Source organism: Mycobacterium sp. E802, from assembly GCF_001666875.1.
Taxonomy (GTDB): domain Bacteria; phylum Actinomycetota; class Actinomycetes; order Mycobacteriales; family Mycobacteriaceae; genus Mycobacterium.
The window spans coordinates 35,826-61,282 of the sequence record NZ_LZJD01000157.1; the positions used below are offsets into that span (position 1 = coordinate 35,826).

23 protein-coding genes and 1 other RNA gene are annotated in these 25,457 nt (G+C 67.8%); 15 read left to right on the plus strand and 9 right to left on the minus strand.

Translation table 11 applies throughout. The features are described 5' to 3' along the window. Positions 1–23 precede the first annotated feature (23 nt). The gene (locus tag A5699_RS22735) at positions 24–752 is read left to right on the plus strand and encodes a zinc ribbon domain-containing protein (protein ID WP_067774225.1); all 729 of its coding nucleotides are present in this window, start codon (positions 24–26) and stop codon (positions 750–752) included. Next, positions 749–1,846 (plus strand): bifunctional RNase H/acid phosphatase, encoded by a 1,098-nt coding sequence (locus A5699_RS22740; RefSeq protein ID WP_067774228.1) that lies wholly within the window; start codon positions 749–751, stop codon positions 1,844–1,846. Before A5699_RS22735 ends, A5699_RS22740 begins: the two co-directional genes overlap by 4 nt. A gap of 1 nt (position 1,847) precedes the next feature. Here A5699_RS22740 and A5699_RS22745 read toward each other — a convergent pair whose 3' ends face one another. Continuing rightward, complete coding sequence (locus A5699_RS22745; protein WP_067774231.1) at positions 1,848–2,429, minus strand: helix-turn-helix domain-containing protein; 582 nt, start codon at positions 2,427–2,429, stop codon at positions 1,848–1,850. 47 nt (positions 2,430–2,476) lie between these two features. Here A5699_RS22745 and A5699_RS30345 point away from each other — a divergent pair, with 47 nt between their 5' ends. Next, positions 2,477–4,045 carry an FAD-dependent oxidoreductase gene (locus A5699_RS30345; RefSeq protein WP_369806755.1) on the plus strand — a complete coding sequence of 523 codons (1,569 nt, stop codon included), beginning with the start codon at positions 2,477–2,479 and terminating at the stop codon, positions 4,043–4,045. Between the two features lie 105 nt (positions 4,046–4,150). Beyond that, an RNA gene (rnpB, locus tag A5699_RS22755) (RNase P RNA component class A) lies at positions 4,151–4,536 on the plus strand. An 8-nt stretch (positions 4,537–4,544) separates the two neighbouring features. Here the strand turns inward: rnpB and A5699_RS22760 are convergent. Next, a complete protein-coding gene (locus A5699_RS22760) occupies positions 4,545–6,050 on the minus strand; it encodes a CYTH and CHAD domain-containing protein (RefSeq protein WP_067774234.1) in 1,506 nt (501 codons plus the stop codon). A gap of 97 nt (positions 6,051–6,147) precedes the next feature. On the opposite strand from A5699_RS22760, the gene A5699_RS22765 reads away from it, so the two are divergent. Both A5699_RS22765 and A5699_RS22770 read left to right on the plus strand, forming a co-directional pair. Beyond that, positions 6,148–6,843: a TetR/AcrR family transcriptional regulator gene (locus A5699_RS22765; protein ID WP_067774237.1), complete on the plus strand. Its 696-nt coding sequence runs from the start codon at positions 6,148–6,150 to the stop codon at positions 6,841–6,843. A 9-nt stretch (positions 6,844–6,852) separates the two neighbouring features. Then, a complete protein-coding gene (locus A5699_RS22770; RefSeq protein ID WP_067774240.1) occupies positions 6,853–7,638 on the plus strand; it encodes an enoyl-CoA hydratase/isomerase family protein in 786 nt (261 codons plus the stop codon). On the opposite strand, the gene A5699_RS22775 is transcribed toward A5699_RS22770, so the two are convergent. Then, on the minus strand, positions 7,635–8,498 hold the full coding sequence (locus A5699_RS22775; RefSeq protein WP_067774243.1) for an oxidoreductase: 864 nt from the start codon (positions 8,496–8,498) through the stop codon (positions 7,635–7,637). The two genes, A5699_RS22770 and A5699_RS22775, sit on opposite strands and share 4 nt — an antisense overlap. Before the next feature lie 89 nt (positions 8,499–8,587). Here A5699_RS22775 and A5699_RS22780 point away from each other — a divergent pair, with 89 nt between their 5' ends. Beyond that, positions 8,588–9,019 carry a MarR family winged helix-turn-helix transcriptional regulator gene (locus A5699_RS22780; RefSeq protein WP_067774246.1) on the plus strand — a complete coding sequence of 144 codons (432 nt, stop codon included), beginning with the start codon at positions 8,588–8,590 and terminating at the stop codon, positions 9,017–9,019. Here the strand turns inward: A5699_RS22780 and panB are convergent. Next, positions 9,013–9,852 carry a 3-methyl-2-oxobutanoate hydroxymethyltransferase gene (gene panB / locus A5699_RS22785; RefSeq protein WP_067774406.1) on the minus strand — a complete coding sequence of 280 codons (840 nt, stop codon included), beginning with the start codon at positions 9,850–9,852 and terminating at the stop codon, positions 9,013–9,015. The two genes, A5699_RS22780 and panB, sit on opposite strands and share 7 nt — an antisense overlap. Positions 9,853–10,070: 218 nt before the next feature. Between panB and A5699_RS22790 the strand changes: the two genes are divergently transcribed. From A5699_RS22790 to A5699_RS22820, 7 genes are all read left to right on the plus strand, one after another. Further along, a complete protein-coding gene (locus tag A5699_RS22790; RefSeq protein ID WP_369806756.1) occupies positions 10,071–11,411 on the plus strand; it encodes a wax ester/triacylglycerol synthase family O-acyltransferase in 1,341 nt (446 codons plus the stop codon). A gap of 65 nt (positions 11,412–11,476) precedes the next feature. Then, on the plus strand, positions 11,477–12,991 hold the full coding sequence (locus A5699_RS22795; protein ID WP_197508371.1) for an alpha/beta hydrolase: 1,515 nt from the start codon (positions 11,477–11,479) through the stop codon (positions 12,989–12,991). Positions 12,992–13,143: 152 nt separating this feature from the next. Then, entirely contained in the window at positions 13,144–14,607 is a 1,464-nt protein-coding gene (locus A5699_RS22800; protein ID WP_157561415.1) for an alpha/beta hydrolase, read from the plus strand. A gap of 51 nt (positions 14,608–14,658) precedes the next feature. Further along, on the plus strand, positions 14,659–15,999 hold the full coding sequence (locus A5699_RS22805; protein ID WP_067774255.1) for a glutamine synthetase family protein: 1,341 nt from the start codon (positions 14,659–14,661) through the stop codon (positions 15,997–15,999). A 37-nt stretch (positions 16,000–16,036) separates the two neighbouring features. Then, positions 16,037–19,051: a bifunctional [glutamine synthetase] adenylyltransferase/[glutamine synthetase]-adenylyl-L-tyrosine phosphorylase gene (locus A5699_RS22810; RefSeq protein ID WP_157561411.1), complete on the plus strand. Its 3,015-nt coding sequence runs from the start codon at positions 16,037–16,039 to the stop codon at positions 19,049–19,051. A gap of 90 nt (positions 19,052–19,141) precedes the next feature. Then, on the plus strand, positions 19,142–19,771 hold the full coding sequence (locus A5699_RS22815) for a PaaI family thioesterase (protein WP_067774258.1): 630 nt from the start codon (positions 19,142–19,144) through the stop codon (positions 19,769–19,771). Continuing rightward, the gene (locus A5699_RS22820) at positions 19,768–20,625 is read left to right on the plus strand and encodes a TIGR03619 family F420-dependent LLM class oxidoreductase (RefSeq protein WP_067774261.1); all 858 of its coding nucleotides are present in this window, start codon (positions 19,768–19,770) and stop codon (positions 20,623–20,625) included. The genes A5699_RS22815 and A5699_RS22820 overlap by 4 nt, the downstream gene beginning before the upstream one ends. Here the strand turns inward: A5699_RS22820 and A5699_RS22825 are convergent. The 3 genes from A5699_RS22825 to glnA form a co-directional block, all read right to left on the minus strand. Beyond that, complete coding sequence (locus tag A5699_RS22825) at positions 20,622–21,032, minus strand: DoxX family protein (protein WP_067774414.1); 411 nt, start codon at positions 21,030–21,032, stop codon at positions 20,622–20,624. The two genes, A5699_RS22820 and A5699_RS22825, sit on opposite strands and share 4 nt — an antisense overlap. A gap of 32 nt (positions 21,033–21,064) precedes the next feature. Then, positions 21,065–21,496 carry a D-aminoacyl-tRNA deacylase gene (gene dtd, locus A5699_RS22830; RefSeq protein WP_067774263.1) on the minus strand — a complete coding sequence of 144 codons (432 nt, stop codon included), beginning with the start codon at positions 21,494–21,496 and terminating at the stop codon, positions 21,065–21,067. Positions 21,497–21,597: 101 nt separating this feature from the next. Then, on the minus strand, positions 21,598–23,034 hold the full coding sequence (gene glnA, locus A5699_RS22835; protein ID WP_067774266.1) for a type I glutamate--ammonia ligase: 1,437 nt from the start codon (positions 23,032–23,034) through the stop codon (positions 21,598–21,600). A gap of 156 nt (positions 23,035–23,190) precedes the next feature. On the opposite strand from glnA, the gene A5699_RS22840 reads away from it, so the two are divergent. Further along, a complete protein-coding gene (locus tag A5699_RS22840) occupies positions 23,191–23,676 on the plus strand; it encodes an RDD family protein (protein WP_197508369.1) in 486 nt (161 codons plus the stop codon). A gap of 78 nt (positions 23,677–23,754) precedes the next feature. On the opposite strand, the gene A5699_RS22845 is transcribed toward A5699_RS22840, so the two are convergent. Both A5699_RS22845 and lipA read right to left on the minus strand, forming a co-directional pair. Further along, on the minus strand, positions 23,755–24,507 hold the full coding sequence (locus tag A5699_RS22845; protein ID WP_067774269.1) for a DUF4191 domain-containing protein: 753 nt from the start codon (positions 24,505–24,507) through the stop codon (positions 23,755–23,757). Positions 24,508–24,511: 4 nt separating this feature from the next. Continuing rightward, positions 24,512–25,456 carry a lipoyl synthase gene (lipA, locus tag A5699_RS22850; RefSeq protein WP_067774272.1) on the minus strand — a complete coding sequence of 315 codons (945 nt, stop codon included), beginning with the start codon at positions 25,454–25,456 and terminating at the stop codon, positions 24,512–24,514. Position 25,457: the final 1 nt, after the last annotated feature.

The following is a 25,457-nucleotide window of genomic DNA, read 5'->3' on the forward strand; positions in this document are numbered from 1 at the left end:
AGTAGCTACATGAAAGTCAGGGCATGAAAGCCGAAGTAAAACAACAACGTTCGCTTCTCGCGCTGACCGAGGTCGATGCCGAACTCGGGCGTCTCGACCATCGGGCCAAACATCTGGCCGAGCAGAAACAGGTGGATGAGGCACAGGCCGAGCACGCCGCGGCGAACGACGGCCTGGCCGTCCTGGGCATCGCGTTGGAGGATCTGGATGCCCAGGTGACCAAGCTGGAAAACGAGATCGACTCCGTGCGTCAGCGCGAAGATCGCGACCGGAAGCTGATCGACGGTGGCACGGTGGGCGCCAAGCAGGTCGCCGAGATCCAACACGAGCTGGAAACGTTGGAGCGCAGGCAATCCAGCCTGGAGGACTCTCTGCTGGAGATCATGGAACGCCGCGAAGAGCTGGCGGGCCGGCAGGCCGAGGCGTTGCAGCGCATCGACGAACTGCAGACTGCGTTGTCGACGGCCCAGCAGGCCCGGGATGCCGCGCTGGTGGAGATCGACCAGTCCCGCCACCAGGCAGTGACGCGCCGCGACGGTCTGGTGAACCTCATCGACGGCGAACTCGTCGAGCTCTACGAACGTCAGCGGGCCCGCGGCGGCCCGGGGGCCGGGTTGCTGCAGGGCCGGCGCTGCGGTGCCTGCCGCATCGAGATCGACCGCGGTGAGAGCGCCCGCATTGCCGCCGCCGCCGAGGACGACGTGCTGCGCTGCCCCGAGTGCGGGGCAATCCTGTTGCGGATCAAGCCGTGAAGGTATTGGTCGAAGCCGACGGCGGTTCCCGAGGAAACCCGGGGCCGGCGGGCTACGGCGCGGTGGTGTTCGACGCCGAGCATGCCGCGATACTGGCCGAGCGCAAGGAGTCGATCGGCCGGGCCACCAACAACGTCGCCGAATACCGGGGCCTGATCGCCGGATTGGAGGCGGCCGCCGAATTGGGCGCCGTTGAGGTTGCCGTCTCGATGGACTCCAAGCTGGTGGTCGAACAGATGTCGGGACGTTGGAAGGTCAAGCATCCCGATCTGGTTCCGTTGCAGCGCCGGGCTGTCGAGGTGGCCGAGGGTTTCGAGCGGGTCAGCTACACGTGGATCCCGCGGGCCCGCAACAGCCATGCCGACCGGTTGGCCAATGAGGCCATGGACGCCGCGGCCGGCATCGTGACCGACCCGCCGGCGGCCGAACCTGTTGCCGCCGAGAAGCCGACGTTGTCCGCACCCGGATGGACCGGCGCCACCGGCACACCCACGCGGTTTCTGCTGCTGCGTCACGGCCAGACCGAACTGTCGATCGCGCGGCGCTATTCGGGCCGCGGGAACCCGGTACTGACCGAGGAGGGACGCCGGCAGGCCGACGCCGCAGCACGGTATCTGGGGGCCCGCGGCGGCGTCGCGGCGGTGCTGACCTCCCCACTGGAGCGCGCCTATGACACCGCGACGGCCGCGGCCAAGGCTCTCGGGGTCGACGTCCGAGTTGACGACGATCTGATCGAAACCGACTTCGGCGAGTGGGAGGGATTGACTTTCGCCGAAGCGGCGCAGCGGGATCCGGAACTGCACCGGCGTTGGCTGCGGGATACCAGCGTCGAGCCGCCGGGTGGGGAGAGCTTCGACGCGGTGGCGCACCGGGTGCGCCGGGCTCGCGACCGCATCATCGACGAGTACGGCGCGGCAACGGTTTTGGTGGTCTCGCACGTGACGCCGATCAAGACCATCCTGCGGCTGGCCCTGGATGCCGGCGAGGGCATCCTGTACCGGCTGCATCTGGACCTGGCGTCCCTGTCCATCGCCGAGTTCTACGCCGACGGCGGCTCGTCGGTGCGCCTGGTGAACCAGACCGCCTACCTGTAGATCAGGCGTGCAGGTGTAGCTGCTCGCCGTGCGGCCCCAGGATGGTGATGGCCTCGACCGGTCCGTCGACCACTCCGAACCAGTGCGGTGTCCACGTCGAGAACTCCACGGCCTCACCGGGTTTGACGATGAAATCCTGTTCGCCGAGGATCAGCCGCAGCTGCCCGGACAGCACGTACATCCAGTCGCGGCCCTCGTGTACGGGAAACTCCGCGGGCGGTTTGCGGCGTTTGGCGCTGATCCGGATCTTGTAGGCGTGCAGCCCGGCCGCCGGACCGTGGCGGGTCAACGGCCAGTAGGTGATGTCGTGGTGGGTGTGTGAGGCGCCGGACACCCGCGGATCTTCAGCTTGCGGCGGGCGCAGTAACTCGTCGGTGGTGACCGACAGGGCGGTGGCCAACCGGGGCAGATGATCCAGCGCCAGCCGGCGCTTGCCCGATTCCAGCCGGCTCAGCGTCGAGACGTCGATCTGGGCACGCCGCGCGACGTCCTCCAGGGTGAGGCCGCGTTCGGCCCGCAATTCGCGCAGTCGGCGCCGGACCAGGGCGTCGATGTCGCCGGACTCGGCTGCGTTTGCCTGCATGGCAAATTAGCTTGGCACTTTGGCGCATGTTCGGCAAGCTCGATGGCATGGATCTCGAAGTGATGGACAAGCCATGGGATTGCGTCATCGTCGGCGGCGGGGCGGCCGGTCTGAGCGCCGCGCTGGTACTGGGCCGGGCCCGGCGGCCGGTGTTGCTCGTCGACGCGGGAACGCAAAGCAACCTGACTGCCCACGGGATCGGCGGTCTGCTGGGCCACGACGGCCGTCCGCCCGCCGAACTCTATGCGGCCGGCCGCGCTGAGCTGGTGGCCTATCCGAGCGTCGAGGTGCGCACCGGTGAGGTGGTGCACGGGCATGCGGGTTTCGAACTCGAGCTCGGCGATGGCACCCGCGAGCGGGCCAGGACCGTACTGCTGGCCACCGGCATGGAGTACCGGCCGCCGCGGCTTGCCGGCCTCGAAAAGCTTTGGGGCAACTCGGTTTTCCATTGCCCGTTCTGCGATGGCTGGGAGAACCGCGACAAGCCTCTCGCGGTGATCGCACAGGGTGATCGCGCGGTGCACATGGCGCTGATGCTGCGCGGCTGGACAGATGATGTCGTGGTGCTCACCGACGGCGACCATGGCTTGGACGAAGGGCAGGCCAAGAAGCTGGACGCGGCCGGAATCGGCATCGACGAACGGGCGATCACCGAATTGATCGGTCAGGACGGTGAATTGGTGGCCGTTGAGTTCACCGACGGCACCCGGCTGGACCGGCGCGGCGCGCTGGTGGCCGCTACCCTGCACCAACGTTCGCCGCTGGCCGCGCAGCTCGGCGCGGTCTCGGCGCCCGGACCGATCGTCGCCGACGGCCTGATCGTCGACGCGTTCGCCCGCACCTCGGTGCCGGGTCTGTTCGCCGCCGGCGACCTGTGCGCCCAGATGCCGCAGGTGGCCGCCGCGGTGGCCTCCGGCAGCCAGGCCGCCGCCGCCATCGTCCAGCATCTGCTCGGTGAAGACGTCGGCCTTCCAGTGCCGCCGTGGCCGGCGCAGACCGCCGTCACCGCCCAGTACTGGGAGCGGCACTACGGTCAGCGCGGTCAGATCTGGAGCGGCCGGGTCAATGCCCAACTGGCGAAGATCGCCGCAGACCTGCCGGCCGGCCGTGTGTTGGATCTGGGCTGCGGGGAGGGTGGCGACGCCGTCTGGCTGGCCGAACAGGGCTGGCAGGTGACCGCTGTAGACGTCTCGGAGACCGCCCTCACGCGCGCCGCTGCCGAAGCCCGGAAACGGGGCGTGGCGGACCGCGTCACGTTCGAACGGCACGATCTGGCCGAGAGCTTGCCGGACGGGCCCTTCGACCTGGTCTCCGCGCAGTTCCTGCAATCGCCGCTTTTCATGGATCGCGTCGACATGTTGCGTCGCGCAGCCGGCGTGGTGGCTCCTGGTGGCCGTCTCATTGTCGTCGACCACGGAGCCGCACCGCCCTGGGCGCCCGAACATGTCCGGACGTTTCCGTTCCCGAGTGCTCAGCACGTGCTCGACTCGCTGGACCTCGACGATGCCGAATGGGAACGGGTCCGGGTCGGCAGCGAGGAGCGGGAGGCGACCGGGCCTGATGGGCAACCGGGCACCCTGATCGACAACGTGATGGTGCTGCGCCGTCGGGGATAGGCCCCGATCGCCCGCCGTTTTCGACCCCAGGGCGGTAACTTTCGACGAGGAACGACCATGATGTCGAAAACGGTGGGCTCATCGCGGTACGGTGATCAGCGCGAACGAGTTGGCTGGGCGGCCGCGGCACCGGAGAAATCCGGGATCGAGGAAAGTCCGGACTTCACAGAGCAGGGTGATTGCTAACGGCAATCCGAGGTGACTCGCGGGAAAGTGCCACAGAAAACAGACCGCCAGCAATGGTAAGGGTGAAACGGTGCGGTAAGAGCGCACCAGCATCCCGGGTGACCGGGGTGGCTAGGCAAACCCCACCCGAAGCAAGGCCAAGAAGGCCGCAACCTGGTTGCGGTCGCGCAGGCGCCCGAGGGCTGCTCGCCCGAGCCTGCGGGTAGGCCGCTTGAGGCACCCGGCGACGGTGTGTCCAGATGGATGGTCGCCGTCTTACCCTCAGGGGTGAGAGACAGAATCCGGCTTACAGGCCAACTCGTTCGCCCCGCCCCTAGTGGGCTTTACGGACCGCCTTGTCCAGCTTCTTGAGCGCATCGGCCAGCAGCGCCCGCGACTGCTGGGCCAACTCGTCCTCCTGCCGGTAGAGCAGCCCGTAGGTGAAAGTGTCCTCGCCGGCGGCGTGGGCCGCGTCGGCCTGGGTGCTCAGGTGGGCCTTGCTCACCACGCTGTCCTGGTGGTCGCCGAGCAGGGTCTGGATGCTCTTGGCGCGTTCGGACACCTTGTCTGCCCCGGTGGCGGCCGCGGTGTAGCGAAGCCGCTTGGCGCCCTTGCGAATTCGATGCAGAGCCTCGTCCTTCTCCGCGGCGTCGGCATCCTCGGCCGCCACCTTGGCTGCGGACTTGGCGGCCTTGCGCACCCGCTTGTACGCCGCGTCGATCTTCACCGAAGGCCGTGCCCGGTCGGCGGATTCGGGCTGCTCGGCGGTCACCAACTCATCCAGGGCGTCCAGCAGCCGGAAGTACCGTGGCGAGCGCATCGCCAGCAGGGAGCGCCGGAGGCCGGCGGTGTAGCGGCGGTTGGCGCCTTCGACCAGCCGTTCGCGCACCGGGCCGCGGACCAGTTCGGGAGGCAGCTCGTCGAGTGCGCGCTGATAGCGCTCGGCCAGCACCTCGGCGTCGCGTGCCACGCCGAGCACCGCGGCCAGGGCACGCAGTTCGTCGAGCACCCATCCGTGCTCGTCGAGTCCGAACGAGTCTTTGGAGGCCTGCAGCAGGCTGCGGATCTTGCGGGTGGTCACCCGCATCTGATGCACCGAGTCGTAGGCGTCCGCGCGCACGGCCCGGTCCCAGACCAGTAGCGCCTCGATCTGCTCGGCGATGGCTCGGTGCACCGGGTCGGCCGGCGGCTGCGGTGCCGGCAGTTGATCGGTGCCGAGCACCTTGGCCAGCTTCGAGCCGTGCCCGGCGGGAGTCGCTCCGGCGTCGGCCAACCGGTTCGCCAGCCGATCCATCAGGTCCTTGGGTGCCGTGCTGGTCGACGCGGGCAGCAGTTCCAACTCCCACTCGCGCCAGCTCTGTTGCTCGGCGTCCGCTCCGGCGGCCGAGGCGGTGACCCGGTCATCGCAGAACTCCGCCAGCGGCGTGCCGTCGGCCCCGTGCAGCACCTCGATCCGCCGCTCGGTGCTGATCCGGGCCACCGGGGCCAGGGGGCGGTCCCGCACGATCGCCAGCACGATGTCGCGGAGATCCTCGGGCACCGTGTCTGTCGACGTACCGAGAGGAGCGCGCACCTCGGTACGGGTGTCGGGGCCGGCGGGCAGCTTCAGATGCCAGCCGGCATCACTGCCGCCGGTGCGGCGCCGCAGCGTGATCCGGTGCGCCGCCAGGTCCCGACCGGGGGTGTCGAAGTACACCGCATCGAGTTGCTGTGCGCCCGAACGGATCACCTCGGCGATGGCCGACAACCCGTCGAACGACGGCGATACCGTGTCCTCGGCGACCGCGAACTTGCGTTCAATTTCGGTGTACCTGGCGGTCTTGGGCTTGCCGGGGGCCATAGTCACCTTCGCTTGCACCGGAGGCGGGAAATCGGATGGCACCAGCGTGCCACATCCCCTCAAGCGTCACGACCGATACATCTCTTAGGGTTGCTGCATGGGGGATGGCACGACTCCGAACGCCGGTGCCGGACGCGGACGTCCGCGTCTGGAGCAGCCGCGCCGCCCGGGCCGCACCGCCCGCGAGGAGATCCTCGACGCCGCGGCCGAGTTGTTCACCAACCACGGCTACGCCAGCACCTCGACCCGGCGGATCGCCGACGCGGTCGGGGTGCGGCAGGCGTCGCTGTACCACCATTTCGCCACCAAGGACGACATCCTCGACGCACTGCTGGGCGGAACGGTCGACGAGGCGTTGCGATTGGGCACCGAAATGATCGAAGCTCAGGGCCCGGCGGTCCAGCGCCTGCACACGCTCGTCATCGCCGATGCCCACCAACTCTGCGCCGGCCGGTGGAACCTCGGCGCGCTGTATCTGCTGCCCGAGCTGCGCACCGACCGGTTCGAGCCGTTCCGCCGCCGCCGGGCCGAATTGCGTGCGGTCTACCGCAGCCTGTCCGAGGCGGTGATCGCCGAATGCGCGGGCCCGCCCGACGCCGCCGACCTGCCGTTCCGTTTGGTGGAATCGGTGATCAACTGCCGTTCCGACGACATCGAGAGCACACCCGCTCAGCCGTGGGTGATCGGGGAGGGTGCGCTGCGCCTCCTCGGGTTCGACGGCGATTTCGCCCCGCTGGTGCGCGCCACGGCGGTTCGGCTGGGTGTGCAACCACCCCAACAGCCGGCCCGCTAAAGTGCGGACGTGACCGAGCCCACGTATGAAGCCATCTCGTTCGAGCAGTCCGGTGCCGTCGCGCACATCACGCTGAACCGGCCGGACGCCGCGAATGGCATGAACGACACCATGACTCGCGAACTCGCCGACGCTGCGCGCCGCTGCGACACCCCCGCGACGAAGGCCGTGGTGCTGACCGGTGCCGGTCGTTTCTTCTGCGCGGGCGGCGATCTCAAATCATTCGCCACCGCTCCGGACCGGGGCCAGTTCATCAAGGGCGTCGCAGACGATCTGCACCAGGCCATCTCGTCGTTCGCCCGGATGGATGCCGTGCTGATCACCGCGGTCAACGGCACCGCGGCCGGCGCCGGATTCAGCCTCGCGGTGGCCGGTGACCTGGTGGTGGCCGCCGAATCCGCGACTTTCACCATGGCCTACACCAAGGTGGGGCTGAGCCCCGACGGTAGCGCCTCCTACCACCTGCCGCGCCTGGTCGGCCTGCGTCGGGCACAGGAACTCATCCTGACCAACCGCACGCTCTCGGCCACCGAGGCCCTGGAGTGGGGACTGCTCACCGACGTCGTCGCCGACAACGAACTGGGCAGCCGGGCAGCGAAGCTGGCCGAGCAGGTGGCCGCCGGATCCGGCGGGTCCAACGGCGCGGTCAAGTCACTGCTGGTGTCCTCGTTCAAGAACAGCCTCGAAGAGCAGATGGCGGCCGAAGCCCGGTTCATCGCCGAGCGAGCCAACTCCGCAGACGGCCGCGAGGGCGTGGATGCGTTCCTGGCCAAGCGACGGGCGGAGTTCGCTTAGATCGCGAGATCCGCCGGCAGCTCGATCTCGGCGACGGCGAGGTTCTCCTCCAAGTGCTCGACCGAGGAGGTGCCGGGGATCAGCAGCACGTTCGGAGCTACGTTCAGCGTCCAGGCCGAGGCGATCTGCGCCGGCGTCCGGCCCAGTTCACCGGCGACCCGCCGGATCGCCGGATGGCCCAGCACCGGATTGTCGGGGGCGAACGCCGAACCCAACGGGAAGAACGGGACGAACGCGATGTTGCGTTCGGTGCACAGCTCGAGCACCGGCTGCGAGCTGCGGTCGGCGAGGTTGTAGGCATTCTGCACGCACGCGATTTCGGTACGTTCCAGCGCGATCTCCAGGTGTTCGCGACAGATGTTGCTCAGCCCGATCCCGGCGATCAGGCCCTCGTCGCGCGCGGCGATCATGGTGTCCAGCTGCCGCTCGAACAGCGGGCGATCCACTTCGGTCGGGACGGCGAGCTCTGCGGCAAAGACCCTCAGGTTGACCGCGGCAAGCTGGTCGACGTCCAGGGTGCGCAGGTTCTGTTCGAGGTCTCGGCGCAGCTCGTCGGGCTGCTGGGCCGGTAGCCAGTTGGCCTGATCGTCACGTTTACCGCCGACCTTGCTGACCAGGGCGAGGTTTTCGGGGTAGGGGTGCAGTGCCTCCCGGATGAGTTCGTTGGCCACCGCGGGGCCGTAGATCTGCGCGGTGTCGATGTGGTCGACGCCGAGTTCGATGGCGCGCCGCAGCACGGCGATGGCCCGCTCATGGTCACGCGGTGGCCCGAAAACGCCTGGTCCGGGCAATTGCATGGCGCCGAATCCGACCCGGTGAACAGTGTGGGAACCGATCTGGAACGTCTGAGGGAGGGACATGTCCGACCTTTCGTTAGATGTCTAACTATATGAGATCGAACTATATGAGCGCTGATATTCTCTGTCAACGAGACGAAGGGGGCCGATTCGTGGACGAGCAGCAGGCCGCGGCAGCGCTTGCCGACGCCTTCGGCCGCGCGGCCAAATCCGTGGTTCGGGCATTCGACGAACGGCTCGGCGACCGCGGGGTATCGACCCCGCGGTCCAAGCTGCTGGCCGAGATCGATCGGCTGCAGCCCGTGCGGTCGGCGGAGGTGGCCCGGGCCGTGGGCGTTACCCAGGCCACCGCGTCAACCCTGGTCGATGCGCTGGTCCGGGAAGGCTTGGTGGCCCGGGCTCCCGACGAAAACGACCGTCGCGCAGTGCAATTGACGACGACGGCGGCCGGGAGTGAACAAGCCCGTGCCTGGCGGGCCGATTACACCGCCGCCGCGCAGGAGATGTTCGCCGGCTTCACCGACGACGATAAGTTGCTGCTGACTCAGCTTCTCGACAAACTCGCCGACACGCTGAATCAGTAAGAGTGCTCCTCGGCCGGGAACACCCCGGCCGCCACATCACTCGCGTATTGGCTTGCCGCCCGGTGCAATTCACCGCCGACGTCGCCGAACCGCTTGACGAACTTGGCGGTCTTGCCGCTGGTGAGCCCGGCCATGTCCTGCCAGACCAGCACCTGCGCATCGCAATTGGGCCCCGCACCGATACCCACCGTCGGGATGGTCAGCTTGCCGGTGATCTGGGTGGCCAACTCGGCCGGCACCATCTCCAGCACCACCGCGATCGCGCCGGCCTCCTGCACTGCGATCGCGTCGTGGATGGTCTGCTCGGCGGCATCGCCGCGACCCTGCACGCGGAACCCGCCCAGGCCGTTGACGCTCTGCGGGGTGAAACCGATGTGGGCCACCACCGGGATGCCGGCAGCGCTCAGCGTGGCGATCTGATCGGCCATCCGCTCACCGCCCTCGAGTTTGATCGCCTGCGCACCCGTCTCCTTCATGAAGCGGGTGGCCGTCGCGAGGGCCTGCTGCGGGCTGGATTCGTAACTACCGAACGGCAGGTCGGCGACCACGAGGGCGTGCGGGGCGCCCTTGACGACTGCGCGAGCCAGCGGGATCAACTCGTCGATGCTGATCGGCACAGTGGTGTCGTAGCCGTACACCACGTTCGCCGCCGAGTCGCCGACGAGCAGCACCGGAATGCCGGCGTCGTCGAAGATTCGCGCACTGGAGTAGTCGTAACAGGTGAGCATCGCCCACTTGTGACCTTCGGACTTCCACTTCTGCAGCGTCAGCGTGCGCACCTTGGTGCGGGGCTTGGCTGACTCGGTGGCACCATAAACAGACTGTTCAGACATCATCGTCCCTTGTGATGGTCGGTTCGAAGCCTCGAGGCCGCCTCGCGGTCCCCGGGTTCGGCTGACATGCCAAGTCTGCCACTGCCGTCGATACCGGCAAAAGCAGGGTGTGAGTGGATTTCCTCACAGTCACGACACCGGGCCCTAACATCAGCGGCATGCAACGGCTCAGCGGACTCGACGCCAGCTTCCTGTATCTCGAAACCCCCGCACAGCCCATGCACGTGTGCTCGGTGCTGGAACTGGACACGTCGACCATGCCGGGCGGCTACACCTTCGACCGGCTGCGTGACGCACTCTCGCTGACCATCAAGGCGATGCCGCAATTCCGCGAGAAGCTCGCCGACAGCCGGTTCAACCTCGATCACCCGGTGCGGGTGGAGGACAACGACTTTGACGTCAACCGCCACCTGCACCGGATCGGCTTACCCGCCCCGGGCGGACGCGCCGAGCTGTCGGAGATCTGCGGCCACATCGCCTCACTGCCACTGGACCGGACCCGCCCGCTGTGGGAGATGTGGGTGATCGAGAACGTCGCGGGCACCGATGCCCGCGCCGGTGGCCGGCTGGCGCTGATGACCAAGGTGCACCACTCGGCTGTCGACGGGGTGACCGGCGCCAACCTGATGTCGCAGCTGTGCACCACCGAAGCCGACGCCCCGCCGCCCGAGCCGGTGGAGGGAGTCGGTGGCGCCACCGAGGCCGAGATCGCCATCAGCGGTGCGCTGAGGTTTGCGGCTCGTCCGCTCAGGCTGGCCGACGTGCTGCCGTCCACCGCCAACACCGTCATCGACACGGTGCGGCGGGCGTTCAGCGGGCAGGCCATGGCCGCGCCGTTCAACGCGCCGAAAACCGCCTTCAACACCAACATCACCGGCGCTCGCAACGTCGCCTTCGCCCAGATGGACCTCGAGGACATCAAGACCGTCAAGAACCACTTCGACGTCAAGGTCAACGACGTGGTGATGGCCCTGGTGTCCGGCGTGCTGCGCCGCTTCCTCGACGAGCGAGGCGAACTACCCGAAAACTCCCTGGTGGCAATGGTGCCGGTGTCGGTGCACGACCGCTCCGACCGGCCCGGCCGCAACCAGGTCTCGGGGATGTTCTCGAAACTGGAAACCCACATCGCCGACCCGGCCGAGCGGCTACGCGCCATCGCCGCATCGAATTCCGTTGCCAAGCAACACAGTTCCGCGATCGGTGCCACGCTGCTGCAGGACTGGACCCAGTTCGCCGCGCCTGCGGTGTTCGGCGCCGCGATGCGCGTGTACGCGGCCAGCCGGTTGTCCGGGGCCAAACCCGTCCACAACCTGGTGATCTCGAATGTGCCCGGCCCGCAGGTGCCGCTGTACCTGTTGGGCTGCGAGGTCAAGGCCATGTACCCGCTCGGGCCGATCTTCCACGGGTCCGGGCTGAACATCACCGTGATGTCGTTGACCGGCATGCTCGACGTGGGCATCATGTCGTGCCCCGATCTGCTGCCTGACCTGTGGGATATGGCCGACGACTTCCACGTCGCCCTCGACGAACTCCTGGCCGCCGCCCGAGAGCAACGGTAGCCTCGTCGTACCTGGGGAGTAGGCCGGGCCTGCGACGATGTCACGTCATGGCAGCATGGTCAGCCATGAAGGTCAGGACGAGGTTCGGCGCGCTGCTGGCGTTGACGGCGCTGGCAGCGGCAGGCTGCACCCAGGTGATCGACGGGCAGGCACAGATCGCGGTGCCCCGGCCCGGCACGCCGGTGCAGTGGCTGCCGTGCAACGCCGGTGCCGGTGACCACGTGCAGATCCCCGACGGCGCCGAATGTGGCATGTTGTCGGTGCCGGTCGACTACGCCGCGCCCGACGGCGAGGTCGCGCGGCTGGCGATGATCCGTTTCCCGGCCGCCGGTCAGAAGATCGGCTCCCTGGTGATCAACCCGGGTGGCCCCGGTGAATCGGGCGTGGAATCGGCGGTGTCGCTGTTGCCGAGCCTGCCGCAGTCGGTCAAGGACCGCTTCGACATCGTCGGGTTCGATCCGCGCGGCGTGGGCTCATCGACGCCGGCGGTGTGGTGCAACTCCGATGAGGACAACGACCGGTTGCGTGCCGACCCCACCGTGGAATACACCCCCGAAGGCGTCGAGCACCTGGAGAACGAAACCAAGGCCTTCGTCCAGCGCTGTGTCGACAAGATGGGCACCGAGTTCCTGGAGAACGTCGGCACCGACAACGTCGCCAAAGACCTGGACGCGATCCGGACCGCGCTCGGCGACGACAAGCTGACCTACCTGGGTTACTCCTACGGCACCCGCATCGGCGCCACCTACGCCGAGCAGTTCCCGCAGAAGGTCCGCGCCATGATCCTCGACGGCGCCGTCGACCCCAATGCCGATCCGGTCGAGGAGAACATCCGGCAGGCCGCGGCGTTCCAGAAGGCCTTCGACGATTACGCCGCGGACTGCGCAAAGAGCCCCGACTGCCCGCTGGGCACCGACCCGGCCAAGGCCGTCGAGGTGTACAAGAGCCTGGTCGACCCGCTCGTGGAACACCCGGCCCCCACGCGCGACGACCGCGGCCTGAGCTACAGCGACGCCACCGTGGGCACCATCCTGCCGCTGTACTCGCCGAACCTGTGGCGCCACCTGACCGAGGGCCTCAACGGGCTCAAGAAGGGCAACGGCGATGTGATGCTGGCGCTGGCCGACCTCTACATGGGCCGGGATGCCAAGGGCCACTACAACAATTCGACCGATGTGCGGGTCGCGGTCAACTGTGTGGACAAGCCCGCCATCACCGACCGGGCCACCGTCGTCGAGGAGGACCGCCGGGCCCGTGAGGTCGCCCCGTTCATGAGCTATGGCGAATTCACCGGCCACGCGCCGCTCGGCACCTGTGCCTTCTGGCCGGTGCCGCCGACCAGCACGCCGCACGAGATCTCGGTGAAGGGGCTGCCGCCGACACTGATCGTCTCGACGACCAACGACCCGGCGACCCCGTACCAGGCCGGTGTCGACCTGGCCCGCCAACTCGGCGGCACCCTGGTGACCTTCGAGGGCACCCAGCACACCGTGGTGTTCCAGGGCAACAAGTGCATCGACGACATCGCCGCGACCTACCTGATCGACGTGACGGTGCCGCCGGCCGGAACCCGCTGCTGAGCGCGCCCGGCCGAGAAGGTCACCGGTTGGTCTCCGGCCGATTTCCGGTCGGCCTCAGCAGCAGACCCCGCGGTGGGCGCCGTGCGACCATGGCTGCCGTGCGGTGGGCGGGCGGTCGAGCGGCAAGAGTGTTCTGGGCCGCCCTGCTCGGGATGACCCCCGTGGTGGGTCCGATCGGACAACCGGTCGCGCAGGCATCGCCGGGATCGGCGCCGGAGTGGGGAAGTTGCGCCCGATGGGTGCAAGATCCGGCGGCGATCCCCACCGCGCAATGCGGCACTGTGACCGTCCCACTGGACTGGAATTCACCGGATTCGCAAGGCGTACAACCACAGCTGGCGGTGATCCGGATACCGGCAAGCGGGCAGCGGATCGGTGCCCTGTTCATCAACCCTGGCGGTCCCGGTGCCTCGGCAGTGGACACCGTGGCCGGCATGGGGGCCGCGCTGGCCGGGTCGCCGCTCACCGATCGGTTCGATCTGATCGGGTTCGATCCGCGCGGTGTCGGCCACTCCACACCGCAGTTGCGCTGCCGCACCGACGCCGAGATCGACGCCTACCGCAGCGAACCGATGGCCGACTACAGCCCGGCCGGCGTCGCCCACATCGAGTCCCTCTACCGGCAATTCGCCCAGCAGTGCCTGGACCGCATGGGCGCACTGTTCCTGGCCAACATCGGCACCGCGTCGGCAGTGCGGGACATGGATGCGGTGCGGGCCGCGTTGGGCGAAGAGCAGATCAACTATCTGGGCTTCTCCTACGGCACCGAGTTGGGCGGCGCCTACGCCGAACAGTTCGGCGAGCGGGTGCGCACCATGGTGCTCGACGGTGCCATCGACCCCAGCCTGGATCCGGTCACCAAGAACATCCGCCAGTTGGCCGGGTTCCAGAAGGCGTTCGAGACCTACGCCGCGGACTGTGCGAAATCGACGGACTGCCCGCTCGGCACCGATCCCGCCCAGTTCACCAGCCGCTTCCAGCGCCTGGTGGATCCGCTGGCGGCGGCCCCGCGCCCGACGTCAGATCCCCGCGGGCTCGGCTATGCCGACGCCATCACCGGGACCGGCAATGCCTTGTACTCGGCCCGGTACTGGCCGTACCTGACCAGCGGCCTGCTCGGGTTGGCCCGGAGCACCGACCCGGGTGACCTGCTGCTGCTGGCCGACGATTACTGGCACCGCGACGAATCCGGGCATTACCGGAATCTGCAGGATGCATTCACCGCGATTCGATGTGTGGACGCGCCGTTCCCGACCGACCCGGCGGTGTGGGCCGACGCGGATCGACAAATCCGTGCCGTGGCGCCGTTTCTGGCGTACGGCGAGTTCACCGGGTATGCGCCGCGGGACATCTGCGCGCTGTGGCCGGTGCCCGCGACCTCGGTGCCCCACCCGGTCACCGGGCCGGGGCCGGGCAAGGCCGTGGTGGTGTCCACCACCGGCGACCCGGCCACGCCGTACCAGGCCGGTGTGGACCTGGCCCGGCAAATGGGTGCCGCGCTGATCTCGTTCACCGGCACTCAACACACCGTGGTGTTCAACGGGGACGCCTGCGTCGACACCGCAGTGCTGAACTTCTTCGTCAACCAAGCCTCGCCGGGCAACCTCTCCTGCTAACTCTTGCAGGGCCGTAACACAGATTTAACAGCCGGTGCCTACGCTGCGGGCATGGACCGCCAGAAGGAATTCGTGCTGCGCACCCTGGAGGAACGCGATATCCGGTTCGTTCGGTTGTGGTTCACCGACGTGCTCGGCTACCTCAAGTCGGTGGCGATCGCACCCGCCGAACTCGAGGGCGCGTTCGAGGAGGGCATCGGTTTCGACGGCTCGTCGATCGAGGGCTTCGCCCGGGTGTCGGAATCCGACACCGTGGCGCGTCCCGACCCGTCCACGTTCCAGGTGTTGCCCTGGACCACCAGCGGCGGCCAGCACCACTCGGCGCGCATGTTCTGCGACATCACCATGCCCGACGGCTCGCCGTCGTGGGCCGACTCGCGGCACGTGCTGCGCCGGCAGCTGGCCAAGGCCAGCGACCTCGGGTTCTCCTGCTACGTGCACCCCGAGATCGAGTTCTTCCTGCTCCGGCCCGGCGAAGACGACGGCACCCCGCCCGTCCCCGCGGACAACGGCGGCTACTTCGACCAGGCCGTGCACGACACCGCCCCCAACTTCCGCCGCCACGCCATCGACGCCCTGGAACAGATGGGCATCTCGGTGGAGTTCAGCCACCACGAGGGCGCGCCGGGCCAGCAGGAGATCGACCTGCGCTACGCCGACGCACTGTCGATGGCCGACAACGTGATGACCTTCCGCTACGTGGTCAAGGAAGTGGCCCTTGGTGAAGGGGTGCGCGCGTCGTTCATGCCCAAGCCGTTTGCCGAGCATCCCGGCTCGGCCATGCACACGCACATGAGCCTGTTCGAAGGCGACACCAACGCCTTCCACAGCCCTGACGATCCACTGCAGCTCTCCGATGTCGCCAAGTCCTTCATCGCGGGCATTCTGGAGCATGCGAGCGAGATCAGCGCCGTCACCAACCAGTGGGTGAACTCCTACAAGCGCCTGATCCACGGCGGCGAAGCGCCGACCGCGGCGTCCTGGGGAGCGGCCAACCGCTCGGCGCTGGTGCGGGTTCCGATGTACACCCCGCGCAAGGCCTCGTCGCGACGCGTCGAGGTGCGCAGCCCGGATTCGGCCTGCAACCCGTATCTGACCTTCGCGGTGTTGCTGGCCGCCGGTCTGCGCGGCGTCGAGAAGGGTTACGTGCTGGGCCCGCAGGCCGAGGACGACGTCTGGAGCCTGACGTCCGAGGAGCGGCGCGCCATGGGCTACCGGGAGTTGCCGTCCAGCCTCGGCAACGCGCTGGAGGCCATGGAGGGCTCCGAGCTTGTCGCGGAAGCGTTGGGGGAGCACGTGTTCGATTACTTCCTGCGCAACAAGCGCGCCGAGTGGGAGAACTACCGGAGCCACGTGACGCCCTACGAGTTGAAGAACTACCTGTCGCTCTGACCAGGGGGCGTTTGGGGGCCGTTCGTGCGCTACCGTCGTGAACGTGCCCAAACCTGCGACCGATCGTCCGAAACTGCCCAGCGTCGGTCGGCTCGGGCTGGTGCATCCGCAGGCCACCGCCGAACTTGATCGACTCGGCTGGAACACCGAGGCGCACGTCGAGCTGCTGTGGTCCCTGTCGCGCGCACCAGACGCCGACATCGCGCTGCTGGCCATGGTCCGCCTGGCCGACGAGCTGGACGAGGCGGACTGGAATGAGCTCAACCGGACGCTGCTGACGGACCGCGCCCTGCGTGGCCGGCTGTTCGGCGTCCTGGGATCCTCACTGGCCCTGGGCGATCATCTGGTGGCCCATCCCGAGTCGTGGCGGCTGCTGGCCGGTGAGGTGACACTGCCCGGTGCCGGCGAGCTGCGCGAGACCTTCACCACTGCGGCCCGCGACGTCGAAATCGACCGGGGCACAGGCACTGCCGTACCCCCACTGCGCGATCTGTACCGCGACCGGCTGCTGGTGCTGGCCGCCCTCGACGTTGCCTCGACCGTCGAGAACGAGCCGGTGCTGCCGTTCGTCGAGGTCGCCGCACACCTGTCGGACCTGGCCGACGCCGCACTGGGTGCGGCGCTGACGGTGGCCACCCGCGCCGTGTGCGGGGACGGGCCCGAACCTCGCCTGGCCGTCATCGCGATGGGCAAATGCGGTGCGCGCGAACTGAATTACGTCAGCGACGTCGACGTCATCTTTGTCGGGGAACCCGTGATCGATGACGCCGACGATTCGACAGGGGACAACCTGGCCACCGCCACCCGCGTCGCCGGTGAGATGATGCGCTTCGCTGCCGACGCCTTCTTCGAGGTCGACGCCGCGCTGCGTCCGGAAGGCAAACGCGGCCAACTGGTCCGGACCCTCGACTCCCACGTCGCCTACTACCAGCGGTGGGCCAAGACCTGGGAATTCCAGGCCCTGCTCAAAGCGCGACCGGCTACCGGCGATCCCGAGCTGGGCCAGGCCTACATCGACGCCTTGATGCCCATGGTGTGGACCGCCTGCGAGCGCGAGGATTTCGTGCCCGAGGTCCAGGCGATGCGTCGCCGCGTCGAAGAACTCGTCCCCGCCGGGGTGCGCGCCCGCGAACTCAAACTCGGCACCGGTGGCCTGCGGGACGTCGAATTCGCCGTACAGCTCCTGCAATTGGTGCACGGTCGCAACGACGACGCGCTGCATGTGGCCTCCACCGTCGATGCGTTGGCCGCTCTCGGCGACGGCGGATACGTCGGGCGGGACGACGCCGCCAACATGACCGCCTCCTACGAGTTCCTGCGTCTGCTCGAGCACCGCCTGCAGCTGCAACGGCTCAAGCGGACCCACATGCTCCCCGACGACAACGATGACGAGGCATACCGCTGGCTGGCCCGGGCCGCGCACGTCCGGCCCGACGGCCGCCACGATGCCCAAGGCGTGCTGCGCGAAGAGCTCAAGCGGCAGAGCATGCGGGTGTCACGCTTGCACGCCAAGCTCTTCTATCAGCCCCTGCTGGAATCGGTGGGCCAGCCCGCGGTGGGGATCGGCACCGGGATGAGCACCGAGGCCGCCGAACGCCAGCTCGCCGCACTGGGTTACGAAGGGCCGCAGAGCGCGCTGACCCACCTGGCCGCGCTCACCGGGCAGAGCGGACGCCGCGGCCGGGTACAACAGGTGCTGCTGCCGACGCTGCTGGACTGGCTGTCGGATGCGCCCGATCCGGATGCCGGCCTGCTGGCCTACCGCCGCATCAGTGAGGAGCTGGCCGAGCAGCGCTGGTATCTGTCGACCCTGCGCGACGAGGGCGCGGTGGCCAAGCGGCTGATGCGGGTGCTGGGCACCTCGGCCTACATCCCCGAGCTGTTGATGCGCGCCCCCGAGGTGATTCAGCTCTACGCGGACGGCCCCAATGGACCGAAACTGCTCGACGGCGAACCCGACAGTGTCGCGCGGGCACTCGTGGCCTCGGCCGGGCGGCACTCCGACCCGGTGCGCGGCATCGCGGCTGCGCGCACGCTGCGGCGTCGGGAACTGGCCCGCGTCGCCTCGGCCGACGTGCTCGGATTGCTCGACGTCACCGATGTGTGCAAGGCGCTGACCGCGGTGTGGGTGGCGGTGCTGCAGGCCGCGCTGAACGCCGTGATCCGGGCCAACACCCCGCAATCCGGTGTGCCGGCCCGCATTGCGGTGATCGGCATGGGCCGGCTCGGTGGCGGGGAGCTGGGCTACGGCTCGGACGCTGACGTGATGTTCGTCTGCGAGCCGCAGCCCGGTGTGGAGGACTCGGCTGCCGTGCGCTGGTCGGTGAGCATCGCCGAACAGGTCAGGGCCCTGCTGGGCACGCCGAGCGCCGACCCGCCGCTGGAGGTCGACACCGGGTTACGCCCCGAGGGGCGCAACGGGCCCCTGGTCCGCACGCTGGCCTCATATGCGGCCTACTACGAGCAGTGGGCGCAGCCGTGGGAGATCCAGGCGCTGCTGCGGGCTCACAGCGTCGCGGGCGACATGGAACTCGGGGAGCGCTTCCTGCTCATCGCCGACAAAACCCGTTACCCCTCGGGCGGGGTATCGGCGGAAGCGGTGCAGGAGATCCGCCGGATCAAGGCGCGGGTGGATGCCGAGCGTCTGCCGCGCGGCGCGGATCCCAACACCCACACCAAGTTGGGACGCGGCGGGCTGGCCGACATCGAATGGACCGTGCAGTTGTTGCAGCTGCGCCACGCGCACGAAGTACCGGCGCTGCACAACACCTCGACCTTGCAGACCCTCGATGCCATCGGCGCGGCCGAGCTGGTCGCCGAAAGTGACGTGGAATTGCTGCGCGACGCCTGGTTGACGGCCACCCGCGCCCGCAACGCGCTGGTGCTGGTGCGCGGCAAGCCGACCGATCAGCTACCCGGGCCGGGCCGTCAGCTCAACGCCGTGGCCTTGGCGGCCGGGTGGGGCAGCGACGATGGCGGCGAGTTCCTGGACAACTACCTGAGGGTGACTCGGCGGGCGAAGGGTGTGGTCCTCAAGATTTTCGGCGGCTGAGCCGCCAGAGGGGCCGGAGCGGCTGAGCCGCCCAGGGGGCCGGAGGGGGTGAGTGTTGGCGCGCTGGAACACCTGATAGTAAGTACGTCTATGAACCATACGTTCGACGTCCTCTCCGCCGCCGAGCACGACCGACTCGAAGCCGTCTACGAGCCGTTCGCCCGGGCGATGCGCGAGCTCGTCGACGCCGGCGTGCGCACCGAGGTGGACCCGCAGACCATCGCCGAGGCCACCGCCGCCGTCGAGGCCATCGCGGCGAGCCTGCGTGCCGAACAGCGGGACGGTCCCCACGCGGTGGTGCACGCCGACACCGGCAGGCCGGTGGTGTGGGCGAATCCGGTTGTCGGACTGCGCAACGCGCTGGCCCCGCCACTGGTGATCGAGCATGCCGAAGACGGCAGCTGCTGGAGCGAATTCGTGCTCGGTGCGGCCTATGAAGGGCCGTTGGGGTGGGTGCACGGCGGAATCTGCGCTCTGGTGCTCGACCACATCCTCGGCGAGGCGGCCAGCGGCGGGCTGAACGAACCGCGTTACACGGGCACCATCACCTGCCGGTATCGCCGCGGCACGCCCTTGGGGCCGTTGCGCGCCGAGGCCTACATCGACCGGACCGAAGGCGTCAAAACCTTTGCCCGCGGCCATATCAGCGACGCAGACGGAATCACCGTCGAGGCCGAAGGCGTATTCATCACCCCGGCCTGGGCCCGGAACGCCGGGTGAGGTTCTACGTCAGTACGGCCTTCATGGACACCCGTGAGGCCATCGAAGTGGCCAGGGCCGCAGACGATCTCGGCTACGACGGAATGGGCATCCCCGATCACGTGGTGAAGCTGGAGACGCTGAGAACCCCATATCCCTACACCAAGGACGGCAAGCGGCGTTGGGAGGCGTTCACCGACTGGCCGGACCCGTGGGTGATGATCGGGGCGTTGGCGCTCGTCACGTCGCGGCTGAAGTTCGTCACCACGGTCTACCTGCCGGCGATGCGCGATCCGTACTCGGCGGCCAAAGCCATTGGTACCGCCGCCTATCTGGCCGGCGGGCGGCTGGAACTGGGCGTCGGCGTCGGCTGGTGTGAGGATGAGTTCGACCTGTTGGGCCAGCAGTTCGCGCGACGCGGCAAGCGCACGGACGAGATGCTCGAGTTGATGAAAGAGCTGTGGGCGCCGGGGTGGACGGAGTTCGACGGCGAGTTCTACTCGACACCGCGGTTGGAAATGGAGCCCACGCCGCCGCCGATCCCGATCTACGTCGGGGGATTGTCCGACATCGCACTGCGTCGCGCGGCGCGCCACGATGGCTGGATCGGCGATCTGATCTCCACTGAGGACGCACTACAGCGGGTTGAGCAGCTCCGTCGGCTTCGCGCCGAAAGTGGTTTGACGATGGACGATTTCACCATCATCACGCCATTGACCGATGCCTTCACCGCCGAGCATTACGCACGCGCGGAAGCCGGCGGTATCCGCGGCGTCATCACCATGCCGTGGATGTTCTACTCCGGTCCGCACGCCACGCTGGCCGAGAAGATCGACGGGATGACGCGCTTCCGCAAGGATCTCGCGCTGGATTAGGCCTTGTTCCGTGCGGCATCCACGGCGAACGCCCCACTGCCGATCGCGACCAACAGCAGGAAGCCGAAGCAGTACAGCACTGCAAGCTCACCGCCGTTCTCCGAAGGCCACAGCCCCTGGGGCTGGTGCTGCCAGAAGTACGCCACGGCCATCTGCCCGGCGGCGATGAAGGCCGCGATCCGAGTGAACAGGCCGATCAGGATCAGCAGGCCCAAGACGAGTTCGAGGACGCCTGCATACCAGACCGGCCAGGAGCCGACCGCGGCTGCGCCGCTCCCCATGTCGACGGGCCAGGCGAAGAGCTTCGACGTGCCATGGATCGTGAAGAGCAGGCCGAACACGATGCGGAAGATCCCGATGGCGGCGGGCGCATACGAGGCGAGCCGGGAGTCGAGGTTGGACGTCATGATGTGACGATACTTGTTGACGGCCAGGAATCTCACAGCTCGAGGAGCACTGTTACCGGCCCGTCATTGACCAGTTCCACCTGCATGTGCGCACCGAAAACTCCCGTTTGCACAGTGGCGCCCAGCGTGCTCAGGGCGGCGGCGAATTCGGCCACCAGTGGTTCGGCGATCGAGCCCGGAGCCGCCGCGTTCCAGGACGGCCGCCTGCCCTTCTCGGTGTTGGCGTAGAGCGTGAACTGACTGATCACCAGAATCGGTGCGGCAAGGTCCGACGCAGACTTCTCGCCATCGAGAATCCTTAACTGCCACAGCTTTTCGGCCATCCGGCGGGCCTTGGCCGCATCGTCGTCATGGGTGACCCCGACCAGCGCGAGCAACCCCTGGGTGTCGGGGTCGATGCGCCCGACCACCTCGCCGTCGACGGAGACACTTGCCGAGGACACCCGCTGCACCAGAACACGCATTGGCCCATTGTGCGGTGCCACCCGGCGAGCAGACACAGATGTCCCCGACACGCCGGGCGTGCGGGGACATCTGCGGCTGCTCGGGCTACGAGGTGCCTGACTTACACGTCGTAGTACAGGCTGAACTCGTACGGGTGAGGCCGGATCTGGATCGGCATGATCTCGTTCTCCCGCTTGTAGGAGATCCAGGTCTCGATCAGGTCCTCGGTGAACACGCCGCCCTCGGTGAGGTACTCGTGGTCCTCTTCGAGCTTGTCGATGACGGCGGCCAGCGAGGTCGGGGCCTGCGGGATGTTGGCGGCCTCGTCCGGCGGCAGCTCGTAGAGGTCCTTGTCGACCGGGGCCAGCGGCTCGATCTTCTTCTTGATGCCGTCGATGCCGGCCATCAGCATCGCCGCGAACGCCAGGTACGGGTTACCCGAGCTGTCCGGGCAACGGAACTCCAGGCGCTTGGCCTTCGGGTTGTTGCCGGTGATCGGGATACGCACACACGCCGAGCGGTTGCGCTGGCTGTAGACCAGGTTGATCGGCGCCTCGTAGCCGGGCACCAGACGCTTGTAGGAGTTCACCGTGGGGTTGGTGAACGCCAGCAGCGACGGGGCATGGTGCAGGATGCCGCCGATGTAGTGGCGCGCGATGTCGGACAGGCCGGCGTAACCGGACTCGTCGTGGAACAGCGGCTGGCCGTCCTTCCACAGCGACTGGTGGGCGTGCATACCCGACCCGTTGTCGCCGAACAGCGGCTTGGGCATGAAGGTGACGGTCTTGCCGTTCTGCCAGGCGGTGTTCTTGATGATGTACTTGAACAGCAGCACATCGTCGGCCGCGTGCAGCAGGGTGTTGAACTTGTAGTTGATCTCGGCCTGACCGGCGGTGCCCACCTCGTGGTGACCGCGCTCGAGGGTGAATCCCGCGTTGATCAGGTTGGTCGCCATCTCGTCGCGCAGGTCGACGTAGTGGTCATACGGCGCGACCGGGAAGTAGCCGCCCTTGGGGCGCACCTTGTAGCCACGGTTGGCGCTGCCGTCGGCCTCGAAGGGCTCTCCGGTGTTCCACCAGCCCGACTCCGAGTCGACCTCGTAGAAGGTGCCGTTGATCTTCGAGTCGAACTGCACCGAGTCGAAGATGTAGAACTCGGCCTCGGCCCCGAAGAAGCAGGTGTCCGCGATACCGGTGCTGGCCAGGTAGTTCTCCGCCTTGCGGGCCACGTTGCGCGGATCACGCGAGTAGGCCTCACGGGTGAACGGGTCGTGCACGAAGAAGTTGAGGTTCAGCGTCTTGGCGGCGCGGAACGGGTCGATGCGCGCGGTGTCGGGGTCCGGCAGCAGCATCATGTCGGATTCGTGGATCGACTGGAAGCCGCGGACCGAGGAGCCGTCGAACGCGAGGCCGTCCTCGAAAACGCTCTCGTCGAACGCCGTTGCCGGGATCGAGAAGTGCTGGACGACTCCGGGCAGATCGCAGAAGCGAATGTCGACGTATTCGACGTTTTCGTCCTTGATCAGCTTGAAGATGTCGTCGGACGTCTTTTCTGCCACTTCAGTGTTCTCCTTTACTGGTAACCCGCGGGTTGACGCTAAGGACACGATGTTGCGCAGTCGTCAACCATATGTTGCGCGCAAGTTACGCAATGACGTTCATGTGTGACATGAGCTACCGACGGGCACGTAACCGGTCACGCCTATTCTGACCCTATGGCCCGCACCATGGGAACTTGGCTATCCGGACCCGGTCCGTTCGACGCCGGCGACGGGAATGACGCACCAGACGGCCGCGGTAAATACCCCGGTGAGCGGCTCGGCCTGCCCGAGTCCGGGTCCGGGTCGCTGGCCCGGATGGGGCGGCGCGTCGGCGCGCTCTGCATCGACTGGCTGGTGGCCTACGGGCTGGCCGGGTTGGCCATGGCGATGGGGCTGGTATCGCTTCCCATGCTGTCCACGGCGGTGCTGGTGGTCTGGATGGTGATCGGCACGATCGCGGTGCGGCTGTTCTCGTTCACGCCGGGGCAGCTCGCCGTCGGGCTGGCGGTGGTGCCTGCTGACGGCCGCGACCGGATCGGCATCGTGCGGGCATTCCTGCGGGTGGTGTTGATCGCCCTGGTGATCCCGCCGCTGGTCTCCGACCGCGATCTGCGTGGCTTGCACGACCTGGCGAGCCACACCGCCGTGGTGCGCCGCTAGCGCGACCCGAACGTGAAGAAGATCGCGAGATTCTTCGGAATCCTCGCGATCTTCGTCACACTCGGCAGTGCGAACTGGCTAGCGCCGGCGCGCGGTGCGCTGAACACCGCGCATCTTCGCGCCCGCGGGCATCGGGCCCTTGGGCAACCCGGCGGGGCCGGTCTTGGTGCCGAGCGCCACCAACCGGGACTCTACGGAATCCATCTGCTTGACCGTGATGTTCGCCGGCAGCTTGTTCAGATGACGCTCCAGCTTGGACAGCGGGACCTCGCCCTCGCCGTTGCCGACCACGATGTCGTAGATCGGGATGTCGCCGATCAGCCGCGCGGTGCGCTTCTTCTCCTGGGCCAGCAGAGGTTTGACCCGGTTGGCCGAACCCTCGCCGACGAAGATCACGCCGGGCCGGCCGATCACCCGGTGCACGGCGTCGAAGTGCCCGGTCGCCGCGACGCCCGGCGTGACACGCCACTTGCCGCGCAGGTTGTCCAGCGCCCAGGCGGCCGCGCCGGTCTGGCCTTCGGCCTTGGCGTACACCGACTTCTGGGCCCGGCGGCCGAAGATGATGAACGCCACCAGCGCGCCCAACACCACACCGAGGGGGATCAGGGTGTACATGGTGAACCCACCGATGAGCACACCGGCGACCACCGCGGCAGCCACGATCAGCACGAAGGCGCCGACCATGTACGGCAACAGGCGCTTGTCCTCTTTGCGCTGCATCTGGAATGCCTGCCACAGTTGACTACGCCGCTGCTTGGAGGCCGCCTTACGGGCAGCCTTCGCCTCGGCCTTTGCCGCTTTCGTTTCTGCGGCAGTGCGGGTTTTCGCCATTACTTCAGGATACGGGGGGACGATCCGCGAACCGAACCCGTGCGGCCTGCGCATAGAGCCGGCCCGCACGGTACGACGAACGCACCAGCGGTCCGGCCAGGACGCCGGCGAACCCCAGGCCCTCGGCGTAGCTCGACAACTCCACGAACTCGTCGGGATGCACCCAGCGTTCGACCGGGTGATGCCGCGGGGACGGCCGCAGGTATTGGGTGATGGTGACGATGTCGCAGCCGGCCTCGTGGAGGTCCTGCAATGCCGTCTGCACCTCGTCGATGGTCTCGCCCATGCCGAGGATCAGGTTCGACTTGGTCACCAGGCCGAAGTTGCGGGCCGCGGTGATGACGTCCAGGCTGCGCTCGTAACGGAAGGCCGGACGAATGCGCTTGAATATGCGCGGCACCGTTTCGACGTTGTGCGCGAACACCTCCGGGCGCGACTCGAACACTTCCTCGAGCTGGTCGGGGTTGCCGTTGAAGTCCGGCGCCAGCAGCTCCACGCCGGTGTTCGGGTTGAGCCGCTTGATGTAACGCACCGTCTCGGCATACAGCCAGGCTCCGCCGTCGGGCAGGTCGTCGCGGGCCACCCCGGTGACGGTGGAGTAACGCAAGCCCATCGCCTGCACGCTCTCGGCCACCCGGCGCGGTTCGTCACGGTCCAACTCGGCCGGCTTGCCGGTGTCGATCTGGCAGAAGTCGCAGCGGCGGGTGCACTGCTCACCACCGATCAGGAACGTCGCCTCCCGGTCCTCCCAGCACTCGAAGATGTTGGGGCAGCCAGCCTCCTCGCACACCGTGTGCAGGCCTTCGCGCCGCACCAGACCCTTCAGCTCGGTGTACTCGGGCCCCATCTTGGCCCGCGTCTTGATCCACGGTGGCTTGCGTTCGATGGGCGTCTGCGCGTTCCGCACTTCCAGACGCAGCAGCTTTCGACCTTCTGGAACGACACTCACA

Excerpts from the sequence above, each read along its gene's own strand:
- A5699_RS22765 (WP_067774237.1), top strand. The coding sequence starts at position 6,148 with ATGGGGGATGGCACGACTCCGAACGCCGGTGCCGGACGCGGACGTCCG.
- A5699_RS22840 (WP_197508369.1), top strand. The coding sequence starts at position 23,191 with ATGGCCCGCACCATGGGAACTTGGCTATCCGGACCCGGTCCGTTCGAC.
- A5699_RS22790 (WP_369806756.1), top strand. The coding sequence starts at position 10,071 with ATGCACGTGTGCTCGGTGCTGGAACTGGACACGTCGACCATGCCGGGC.
- A5699_RS22800 (WP_157561415.1), top strand. The coding sequence starts at position 13,144 with ATGACCCCCGTGGTGGGTCCGATCGGACAACCGGTCGCGCAGGCATCG.
- A5699_RS22825 (WP_067774414.1), bottom strand. The coding sequence starts at position 21,032 with ATGACGTCCAACCTCGACTCCCGGCTCGCCTCGTATGCGCCCGCCGCC.
- A5699_RS22815 (WP_067774258.1), top strand. The coding sequence starts at position 19,142 with ATGAACCATACGTTCGACGTCCTCTCCGCCGCCGAGCACGACCGACTC.
- A5699_RS22795 (WP_197508371.1), top strand. The coding sequence starts at position 11,477 with ATGAAGGTCAGGACGAGGTTCGGCGCGCTGCTGGCGTTGACGGCGCTG.
- A5699_RS22775 (WP_067774243.1), bottom strand. The coding sequence starts at position 8,498 with ATGTCCCTCCCTCAGACGTTCCAGATCGGTTCCCACACTGTTCACCGG.
- panB (WP_067774406.1), bottom strand. The coding sequence starts at position 9,852 with ATGTCTGAACAGTCTGTTTATGGTGCCACCGAGTCAGCCAAGCCCCGC.
- A5699_RS30345 (WP_369806755.1), top strand. The coding sequence starts at position 2,477 with ATGGATCTCGAAGTGATGGACAAGCCATGGGATTGCGTCATCGTCGGC.
- A5699_RS22735 (WP_067774225.1), top strand. The coding sequence starts at position 24 with ATGAAAGCCGAAGTAAAACAACAACGTTCGCTTCTCGCGCTGACCGAG.
- A5699_RS22845 (WP_067774269.1), bottom strand. The coding sequence starts at position 24,507 with ATGGCGAAAACCCGCACTGCCGCAGAAACGAAAGCGGCAAAGGCCGAG.
- A5699_RS22805 (WP_067774255.1), top strand. The coding sequence starts at position 14,659 with ATGGACCGCCAGAAGGAATTCGTGCTGCGCACCCTGGAGGAACGCGAT.
- A5699_RS22745 (WP_067774231.1), bottom strand. The coding sequence starts at position 2,429 with ATGCAGGCAAACGCAGCCGAGTCCGGCGACATCGACGCCCTGGTCCGG.
- A5699_RS22760 (WP_067774234.1), bottom strand. The coding sequence starts at position 6,050 with ATGGCCCCCGGCAAGCCCAAGACCGCCAGGTACACCGAAATTGAACGC.
- dtd (WP_067774263.1), bottom strand. The coding sequence starts at position 21,496 with ATGCGTGTTCTGGTGCAGCGGGTGTCCTCGGCAAGTGTCTCCGTCGAC.